7 protein-coding genes are annotated in these 8,257 nt (G+C 71.6%); 2 read left to right on the top strand and 5 right to left on the bottom strand.

Going from position 1 to position 8,257, the window contains the following annotated elements; genetic code table 11:
- On the bottom strand, nucleotides 1-1,017 hold a 1,017-nt coding region (locus tag M4J07_RS45150), incomplete at its 3' end, for an adenosylhomocysteinase (RefSeq protein WP_255982681.1).
- A 446-nt stretch (nucleotides 1,018-1,463) separates the two neighbouring features.
- On the opposite strand from M4J07_RS45150, the gene M4J07_RS45145 reads away from it, so the two are divergent.
- The gene (locus tag M4J07_RS45145; RefSeq protein ID WP_308284831.1) at nucleotides 1,464-3,566 is read left to right on the top strand and encodes a fructose-specific PTS transporter subunit EIIC; all 2,103 of its coding nucleotides are present in this window, start codon (nucleotides 1,464-1,466) and stop codon (nucleotides 3,564-3,566) included.
- Nucleotides 3,567-3,738: 172 nt separating this feature from the next.
- Nucleotides 3,739-4,401 carry a signal peptidase I gene (gene lepB, locus M4J07_RS45140; RefSeq protein WP_255982679.1) on the top strand — a complete coding sequence of 221 codons (663 nt, stop codon included), beginning with the start codon at nucleotides 3,739-3,741 and terminating at the stop codon, nucleotides 4,399-4,401.
- Between the two features lie 145 nt (nucleotides 4,402-4,546).
- Here the strand turns inward: lepB and M4J07_RS45135 are convergent, their stop codons facing one another.
- The 4 genes from M4J07_RS45135 to M4J07_RS45120 all read right to left on the bottom strand — a co-directional run bounded on the left by M4J07_RS45135 (nucleotide 4,547) and on the right by M4J07_RS45120 (nucleotide 8,190).
- Entirely contained in the window at nucleotides 4,547-5,524 is a 978-nt protein-coding gene (locus tag M4J07_RS45135) for a cation diffusion facilitator family transporter (protein WP_255982677.1), read from the bottom strand.
- Between the two features lie 101 nt (nucleotides 5,525-5,625).
- Complete coding sequence (gene manA, locus M4J07_RS45130) at nucleotides 5,626-6,777, bottom strand: mannose-6-phosphate isomerase, class I (RefSeq protein WP_255982675.1); 1,152 nt, start codon at nucleotides 6,775-6,777, stop codon at nucleotides 5,626-5,628.
- Nucleotides 6,778-6,857: 80 nt separating this feature from the next.
- Nucleotides 6,858-7,985, bottom strand: a complete 1,128-nt coding sequence (locus tag M4J07_RS45125) for an SIS domain-containing protein (RefSeq protein WP_255982673.1) — start codon at nucleotides 7,983-7,985, stop codon at nucleotides 6,858-6,860.
- Between the two features lie 34 nt (nucleotides 7,986-8,019).
- On the bottom strand, nucleotides 8,020-8,190 hold the full coding sequence (locus M4J07_RS45120; protein WP_255982671.1) for a Trm112 family protein: 171 nt from the start codon (nucleotides 8,188-8,190) through the stop codon (nucleotides 8,020-8,022).
- Nucleotides 8,191-8,257: the final 67 nt, after the last annotated feature.

The raw sequence follows: 8,257 nt of genomic DNA, 5'->3' as shown, positions 1-8,257 counted from the left end.
GCTCGCCATGATGATGTCCTTGTTACCGGTCGTCGTGACGAAGATGTCCGCCTTGTCGACGACCTCGTCCAGCGTCGCCACCTGGTAGCCGTCCATCGCCGCCTGCAGCGCACAGATCGGGTCGATCTCGGTGACGATCACCCGCGCGCCCTGACCGCGCAGCGACTCCGCACAGCCCTTGCCCACGTCGCCGTAGCCGCACACGACAGCGGTCTTGCCGCCGATCAGCACGTCCGTGGCGCGGTTGATGCCGTCGATCAGCGAGTGCCGGCAGCCGTACTTGTTGTCGAACTTCGACTTCGTCACCGCGTCGTTCACATTGATCGCGGGGAACAGGAGCGAACCGTCGCGCTGCATCTCGTACAGGCGGTGGACACCGGTCGTGGTCTCCTCCGTCACGCCACGGATCTCGGAGGCCAGCTGGGTCCACTTGCGGGAGCCCTCGGAGATGGTGTCGTTCAGGAGCTGGAGGATGACGCGGTGCTCGTCGGACTCGGCGGTGTCGACCGAGGGGACCTTGCCGTCCTTCTCGTACTCGACGCCCTTGTGGACGAGGAGGGTGGCGTCACCACCGTCGTCGAGGATCATGTTCGGGCCGCCGGTGGGGCTGTTCGGCCAGGTCAGCGCCTGCTCCGTGCACCACCAGTACTCCTCCAGGGTCTCGCCCTTCCAGGCGAAGACGGGGACGCCCTGGGGGTTGTCCGGCGTGCCGTTCGGGCCGACCGCGATGGCGGCGGCGGCGTGGTCCTGGGTCGAGAAGATGTTGCAGGACGCCCAGCGGACATCGGCGCCCAGGGCGACGAGGGTCTCGATGAGGACGGCCGTCTGGACCGTCATGTGGAGGGAGCCGGTGACGCGGGCGCCCGCGAGGGGCTGCGCGGCGGCGTACTCCTTGCGGATCGACATCAGGCCGGGCATCTCGTGCTCGGCGAGCGTGATCTCCTTGCGGCCGAACTCGGCGAGGGAGAGATCGGCGACCTTGAAGTCCTGGTCCTGTCGGTTGGCGACAGAAGTCATAAGTGAGCTGCTCCTCGGTGCAGTTGCAGTCGGTCGAGGTGGGCTGTCGTGCGCGTTCCCACAGAAGGGAGCACGCATGGCTGGTCTGCGGGCGTCGTCGGACACAGGTGTCCTCAGATACTCGCAGCGCAGTCCGTCGGAGGCCCTCTCTCCCTCGGACGACCCGGCGCGCGGGCCGCCCGACCGCCATCAGCAGCGACGTCTGGCTCGTTACGAATCTACACCGATCGGCCCAGTCGGCCCCACCCCGTCTCGATGGGGCGGTGGTGAGGGTGTGGCTGGTTCCGGCCTCTGACGGGGGTGCCGGAGCGGCCGGGACATGCACGATGAGCAGGGGCAATTCGGGACCTTTGGACTTTTGATCCTGTGCCTGGCTGTTGCAGGATGCGAGGGAGGCCGCGAACATTTGCGCGGTCTTGTAAGGCGAAGGCACAAAGGAGAGCCACGTGACCAGTCCGGCCGACCCCCACGCGGGCGGAGGGGCCGCCGAGCAGCCGAAGAAGTTGAGGCTGCTCGCGGTGACCGCCTGTCCGACCGGCATCGCGCACACGTACATGGCCGCCGAGAAGCTCCAGCAGGCGGCGGACGCGCTCGGCATCGACATGAAGGTGGAGACGCAAGGGTCCATCGGGGCCGAGAACGTCTTGACTGACAACGATGTCAAGAACGCCGACGGCATCATCATCGCCGCCGACAAGGACGTCGACCGCGGCCGATTCGTCGGCAAGCGGGTGCTGTCCGTCGGGGTGTCCGAGGGCATCAGCCACCCCGAGCGCCTCATCGAGCAGGTGCGCAGCGCGCCCGTGCACGGCGCCGGGGGCGGTGGCGGCAGCGCCGAGCCGCTCTCGTCGTCCGGCGGTGGCGGCGGCGGGAAGGAGCGCAGCGTCGCGTACAAGGCGCTGATGAACGGCGTCAGTTACATGATCCCGTTCGTGGTGGTGGGCGGTCTGCTCATCGCCATCTCGCTGTCGCTGGGCGGGCACACCGACCCCAAGGGCGGGCTCGTCATCCCGCCCGATTCCTTCTGGATGCACGTCAACCAGATCGGTGTCATCGGCTTCACGCTGATGGTGCCGATCCTGTCCGGCTACATCGCGTACGCGATCGGCGACCGGCCGGCGCTGGTGCCCGGCATGATCGGCGGCTGGATCGCCAATACCGGTGAGCTGTACGACTCCAAGGCGGGCGCCGGCTTCATCGGGGCGATCGTCACCGGGTTCCTCGCCGGTTATCTGGTCCTGTGGATCAAGAAGGTCAAGGTCCCGAAGTTCGCCCAGCCGATCATGCCGATCATCGTGATCCCGATCGTCTCGACGACCGCGCTCGGACTCTTCTTCATCTATGTCATCGGCAAGCCGATCTCGTGGGTGTTCGAGCATCTGACCAGCTGGCTGAGCGGGATGACCGGCACCAGTGCCATCCTGCTCGGCGCGATCCTCGGGCTGATGATCGCGTTCGACATGGGCGGTCCGGTCAACAAGACGGCCTTCCTGTTCGGCGCGGGGCTCATCGCGACCGGCAACCAGACCGTCATGGGCATGTGCGCCGCGGCCATTCCCGTGATGCCGCTGGGGCAGGGCCTCGCCACGCTGATCCGTAAGCGGCTCTACACCGAGCAGGAGCGGGAGACCGGTCTCGCGGCGCTGTTCATGGGGTGTTTCGGCATCTCCGAAGGTGCGATCCCGTTCGCCGCGGCGCGGCCCGCGCAGGTCATTCCGGCGAACATGCTGGGCGGCGCGGTCGCCGGTGCCATCGCGGGCATGGCGGGCGTGGAGGACGCGGTGCCGCACGGCGGGCCGATCGTCGCCGTGCTGGGTGCCGTGGGCGGTGTGCCGATGTTCTTCGTGGCCGTCGCCATCGGTTCGGTGGTGACCGCGCTGACCACGGTCGCGCTGGTCGACTTCGCCGAGCGCAGGCGGCGCGGCGAGGCCGTGCTGAACGTTCCGGCCGGGCCCGAGCCGGCCCTCGCCGGTGTGGGCGTCGGCGCCGGAGCGGCCGGTGGCGCGGCGCAGGCCGCCGTGGCCGCCGCCCAGGTCACCGCCCCCGCCCCGGCCCCCGCCACGACCGGCGAGCCCAAGGACTCCGATGAGCCCGAGGTGCTGTCCGGCTACCTCACCGAGCAGACCGTCAAGGTGCAGCTCGACGCGCACGAGAAGGAGGCCGCCATCCGCGAGATGGCCGGGCTGCTCGCTCGTACGGGCAAGGTCGCCGACGTCGAGGAGCTGGTGCGGACGGCGCTGCGGCGTGAGGAGCAGGGGACCACCGGGCTCGGCGAGGAGATCGCCATCCCGCACGCCAAGACGGACGCGGTGACGGCTCCGGTCGTCGGGTTCGCGCGGTCCGCCGAGGGCATCGAGTGGGGTTCGATGGACGGGACGAAGGCGAAGCTCGTCTTCATGATCTCGGTTCCGGAGGCCGCCGCGGGCGACGAGCACCTGCGGATCCTGGCGCTGCTGTCCCGGAAGCTGATGGACACGGGCTTCAGGGCCCGGCTGCAGGAGGCGCCGGACGAGGCGGCGGTGCTGCGGGTGCTGGCGGAGGTCCGCTAGGCGGATCCAGCACGTCCGTTACGGGGGGGCGGCTACGAGGACGGGGTCGATGCGTGCGGACGCGTCGGCCCCGTCGCCGTAGCCGGCGGGGCCCGTCGCCGTACCGAACGGCACCCGGCGCTAGCCTCTCCCCGCGCCGCTCCGTCCGCGAGGGGCGCGGGGAGGGAAACGCATGAGAGGCAGTGCGCGCCGACTGGCCTTGACGGCCTGGGTGTTGGGGCCGCTGGGGGTGGTGGGGCTGGTCGGGACCGCGGTGTGGCTGGGGATGACGTACCGGAGCGTCTCCGTGTCGAGCGACTCCATGGCGCCGACGTACACGATGGGCGATCGGCTGCTCGTCGAGCGGGTGGACGGGGACGAGGTGCGCCGCGGCGACGTGGTGCTCTACACCATGCCCGCGCGCTACCGGGACCTGCCGGTGCTGCAGCGGGTCGTCGGCCTCGGCGGGGACCGGGTCGCACACGGTGGCGGGCCGACCGGGCCGACGCGGGTGAACGGGCGGGCGCTGGCCGAGCCGTACCTGGAGGACGGCCAGGCGAACGGCGGGCCGCCCTACGACGTGCGGGTTCCGCGGGGGCGGCTGTTCCTGATGGGCGACCATCGCGGGAACTCGAACGACTCCCGCTACTTCCAGAGCGACCACGCGGGCTCGGTGCCGGCCGGTGCCGTCGAGGGGCGGGTCGTGGACGGTCTGACGCGGCCGGTGCTGGGCGCGGTGGCGGGGGTCGCCTGGCTCGGGGTGGCGCTGGCGGGGCTCGTCTGCGGGATCAGGGCCGGGCAGCTGCGGCGCCGGGAAGCGGCCCTGCAGACGGCCGGCTGGTCGCTGCAGAGGTGACGGGACGTCGGGACTGACAGGGAGGGCGAGGAAACGGGGAAGGGGTGGCGGGTCCGGACTCGGACGCGCCACCCCTTCCCCGTAGATCCGCTGGGAGAACCCGGGAGGACCTGGGAGGACCCGGGAGGATCTGGGAGGACCTGGATCAGTGCGCGGCACCCGGCGTCGGGCCGCCCGGCGTGGCCTCCGGGTCGGCGCCCTTGGCGGCCTCCGCGTCGCTGTAGATGTCGGGTTCGAGGTAGATGACGCGGGCGATCGGGACAGCCGCGCGGATCCGGGCCTCGGCTTCGTTTATGGCGCGGGCGACCTCGGCGGCGGTGTCGTCGTGCTGGACGGCGACCTTCGCGGCGACGAGGAGCTCCTCCGGGCCGAGGTGGAGCGTGCGCATGTGGATGAGGCCGGTGACGGTCTCGCCGTCCACGACCGCCTGCTCGATCTTCGCGACCTCTTCGGCGCCCGCGGCCTCGCCGAGCAGCAGGGACTTGGTCTCCAGGGCCAGCACGATCGCGATGGCGATGAGCAGGATGCCGATGCAGAGCGTGCCGATGCCGTCCCAGACGGCGTCACCGGTGGCGAGGGTCAGACCGACACCGAACAGGGCCAGGACCAGACCGATGAGCGCGCCGAAGTCCTCCAGGAGCACGACCGGCAGCTCGGGGGCCTTGGCGCGCTTGATGAACTGGCCCCAGGAGAGCTTGCCGCGCAGGGCGTTGGACTCCTTGATGGCCGTGCGGAACGAGAAGCCCTCGGCGATGATCGCGAAGACGAGGACGCCGACCGGCCAGTACCAGTGCTCCAGGTCGTGCGGGTGCCTGATCTTCTCGTAGCCCTCGTAGACGGCGAACATGCCACCGACGGAGAACAGGACGATGGAGACCAGGAAGGCGTAGATGTAGCGCTCGCGGCCGTACCCGAAGGGGTGTTGCGGGGTCGCCTCGCGCTGGGCCTTCTTGCCGCCGAGCAGGAGCAGGAACTGGTTGCCCGAGTCGGCCAGCGAGTGGACGGCCTCGGCGAGCATCGACGAGGAGCCGCTGAAGAGGAACGCCACGAACTTGGCCACCGCGATCGCGAGGTTGGCGGCGAGCGCCGCCACGATCGCCTTTGCTCCGCCTGAAGCACTCATGTTGTTCCTGGTGTCCTCTCGAGGTCGTACGTCCCGTGCCACTGCTTTGCCCGGCCTTTGCGGTGGGTCATTGTTGCAGCACGGGACGCCACAGGGTTCTCTCAGGCCACGACCGTCGCACGGAAAAGCGTGCCGACACCGGACACTTCGGCCTTTTCGCCTGCCGGGACGAAGGCCGATCCGCCCGGTGCGAGGACGATGTCGCCCGCCCGGACCGTGCCCGCCGTGCAGAGCAGGATCTGCGGGGTGGCGGCCGTCAGGTCGTGGGCGGGGGCGCCCTCGGGGAGGACGAAACGGGAGAGACGGAACTCGTCGATCGGCGTGTCGTATACCTCTTCGCCGTCGGCGGACGCCTCCGGGCGGAGCACGCCGGGGTCGGTGGCCTCGAAGCGGACGATGCGCAGGAGTTCGGGGACGTCGACGTGCTTGGGGGTGAGGCCGCAGCGCAGGACGTTGTCGGAGTTGGCCATGATCTCGACGCCGAGGCCGTTCAGATACGCGTGCGGCACGCCGGCGCCGAGGAACAGGGCCTCGCCGGGCTGCAGTTGTACGTAGTTGAGGATCATCGCGGCGATGACACCCGGGTCGCCGGGGTAGTGGTGGGCGATGCCCGCGTACGGCTCGTAGGCGCCGCCGAGGCGCTGGGCGGCGGCCGCGGCCTCGGTGACCGTGTGCGCCATCTCGTCGCGGTCGGCGGTCAGGATCGCCGTCAGCACCTCGCGCAGCGCGGCCTCTTCGGGGTGGGCGCGCAGCAGGTCGGCGTACGGCTTGAGACTGTCGACGCCGAGTCCTTCGAGGAGGCGGGCCGCTTCCTCGGGGGCGCGGAAGCCGCACAGGCCGTCGAACTCGGTGAGCGCGCAGATGAGTTCGGGCTTGTGGTTGGCGTCCTTGTAGTTGCGGTCGGGGGCGCCGATCGGGACGCCCTTCGCCTCCTCGGCCGCGTACCCCTCCTTCGCCTGCCCGAGGTCGGGGTGCACCTGGAGGGAGAGGGGGGCGCCGGCGGCGAGCAGCTTGAGGAGGAACGGGAGGCGCGGGCCGAACCTGGCGACCGCCTGCTCGCCCAGCTCCGCCGTCGGGTCGGCGTCGATGACTTCGTTGAGCGGGCCGCGCCCGGTGCGGGAGGGGGCGCCGGGGTGGGCGCCCATCCACATCTCGGCCTGCGGTTCACCGGTCGGTTCGGCGCCGATGAGCTGCGGGATGGCGGTCGTGGAGCCCCACGCGTAGGGGCGGACGGTGTTGGTGAGGCGGTCCATGAGGTGTTCTTCTCCGTACGGCGGCGAACGGGCGGCGAGCGGGCGGCGAGCGGGCCCGGTGGGTTGCGGGTGGGGCCACCTCACGCCGTGGAGGCGAGGCCCAGGTAAACGGCGGCGAAATCCGTGACGGCGATCAGCTCCGCGAGGGTCTCCAGATCGCTGCCCTCCTCCGGCTCCAGCTCGCTGATCGCGGTGTCGTGGGAGAGCGCGAGGTCGCGGGCGGAGGGGGCCGCGGACAGGCCGCCGGTGGGGCGGTCGCGGAGCAGGACGACGCGGGCGCGCAGCGCCTGGGCCTCGTCCACGCGGTCGCGGAAGAAGTCGTCGGGGTCGCCGCCGGCCGCGAGGGCGCTGACGAGGAGCGCGCCGTGGGCGGTCATCGCCTCGGGCAGGTCGCCGGCGAGGGCGGGGCGCCCGGCGAGCTCGGCGAGGGCGGCGGCGAACCGGCGGCCCACCGGGCCCGCGGCCGCGCCCTCGGTCCAGATCAGCGGGAGCGACTCGGCGAGCTCGGAGGCGAGGGTCTTCGCCGGGTTGCTGTACGTGGCGATGGCCGGGCCGCAGCGCTCGGCGGTGCGGTCGAGGCGGTCGGCGACCTTCTCCAGGTCCTCGGCCGGCGCGGACAGGAGTCCCGTGCGGTCGAGGAGCGCGAGGAGGGGGGTGAGCAGCGCCCAGAGCGCGCCGGGTGCGGAGGCCGCGGCGGGTTCGTCCTGCTCGTACGGGGCGGTCGCCATCGGTACGAGGAGGCCGTGGGCCCTGGCCACCGCCTCGGTCAGCGGGGCGCCCTTCGGGCAGACGGCGACGACGGTGACGCCGCGCCGGTACGCCTGTTCGACGAGGAGGGAGAGGCTGGGCTCGGTGCCGTCCGGGGTGGCGATCAGGAGCAGGTCGACCGATCCGGCCCAGCCCGGCAGTTCCCAGCGCAGGGCGCCGGCCGCGGGGGCGACGCCGGTGGAGCGGAGGCGGACGACCGGGCAGGCGGCGCCCGCGAGCCGGCCGATGAAGTCGGCGACGCCGATGGCCGCGGTGCCGGGGCCCGCGAGCAGGACGGCGCGTGGCCGGCCGTCGGGCTTCAGCTCGGCGATGCCGGCCTCGGCGGCGTGCCGGGCCGCCGTGCGGACGCGGGCGCCCGCCTCGGCGGCGCCGCGGAGCAGGCCACGGCGGTCCGCCCTGGCCAGCGCGTCCGGGTCGTCCAGGAGCGTTTCGTCGAACATGGCGGCGGGCCTCCTGCGAGCGGCGTTTTGGGGGTTACGCGGGGCGGCGGGCCTCGTCGACGAGGAGGACGGGGATGCCGTCGCGGACCGGGTAGGCCAGGCCGCATTCCTTGCCGGTGCAGATCAGCTCGGCGTCGGCCTCCTTGAGGGGGGCGTGGCAGGCCGGGCAGGCGAGGATCTCCAGGAGGCCGGCTTCGAGCGGCATGGGGTTCCCTCCGGGGGTGTGGGTGGTGCTTACGGGGTGTGTCGTGCGACCTGGTCAGCCTACCGCC

The organism is Streptomyces longispororuber (assembly GCF_024448165.1).
In the GTDB taxonomy this organism is placed as follows: Bacteria; Actinomycetota; Actinomycetes; order Streptomycetales; family Streptomycetaceae; genus Streptomyces; species Streptomyces longispororuber_A.
This window is presented reverse-complemented; position numbering and strand designations above follow the sequence as displayed.